At 38.1% G+C, this 528-nt stretch carries 1 protein-coding gene; it reads left to right on the top strand.

All coding sequences use genetic code 11. The features are described 5' to 3' along the window. The first annotated feature begins 125 nt into the window (after window positions 1-125). Window positions 126-509 (top strand): plasmid mobilization relaxosome protein MobC, encoded by a 384-nt coding sequence (mobC, locus tag CEW93_RS10620; RefSeq protein WP_002498952.1) that lies wholly within the window; start codon window positions 126-128, stop codon window positions 507-509. The last annotated feature ends 19 nt before the right edge of the window (window positions 510-528 follow it).

The following is a 528-nucleotide window of genomic DNA, read 5'->3' as shown; positions in this document are numbered from 1 at the left end:
AAGAACGTAGTGGCTAGAATATACGACGCTTGCCAAACCACTAAATGACTTGATAAAATCTGGCTTACCCTGTAAGATAGATTTATATTAAGTCATTACTTTCGAAGAAAGCGTGGTGGGATTAAATGAGCGAACAAAACACATTTGTGGCTAGCGACGAAACTGTTGGGCGAAACCGTAAACCCAACCGTAAGGAGCCAAAACAAATTAGTTTTCGTGTGAGCGAATCCGAATATTTAAAGTTAAGGCAATCTGCGGAAACTTTAAATATGAGTGTGCCTGCTTTCGTAAAGAAAAAGGCACAAGGCAGTCGATTAGTCGCACCAAAATTTGATAAAGAAACGCGACAATCGATTGCTAGAGATTTAAGTAAGTTAGGTGCAAACGCCAATCAGATTGCTAAATATTGTAATAAACATCAACATGAAGCACCCAATTACATAGCGTTAGAACATAATATCAATGAGTTACGTGAAAGGCTTGATGAGATATGGCAACAACTAAATTAGGTAATACCAAATCGGCAAG

The sequence above is a fragment of the Moraxella sp. VT-16-12 genome, assembly GCF_002224245.2.
GTDB lineage: Bacteria > Pseudomonadota > Gammaproteobacteria > Pseudomonadales > Moraxellaceae > Moraxella.
This window is presented reverse-complemented; position numbering and strand designations above follow the sequence as displayed.

What these genes read in the sequence shown, in the direction of transcription:
- mobC (WP_002498952.1), top strand. Translation starts at nt 126, where the DNA reads ATGAGCGAACAAAACACATTTGTGGCTAGCGACGAAACTGTTGGGCGA.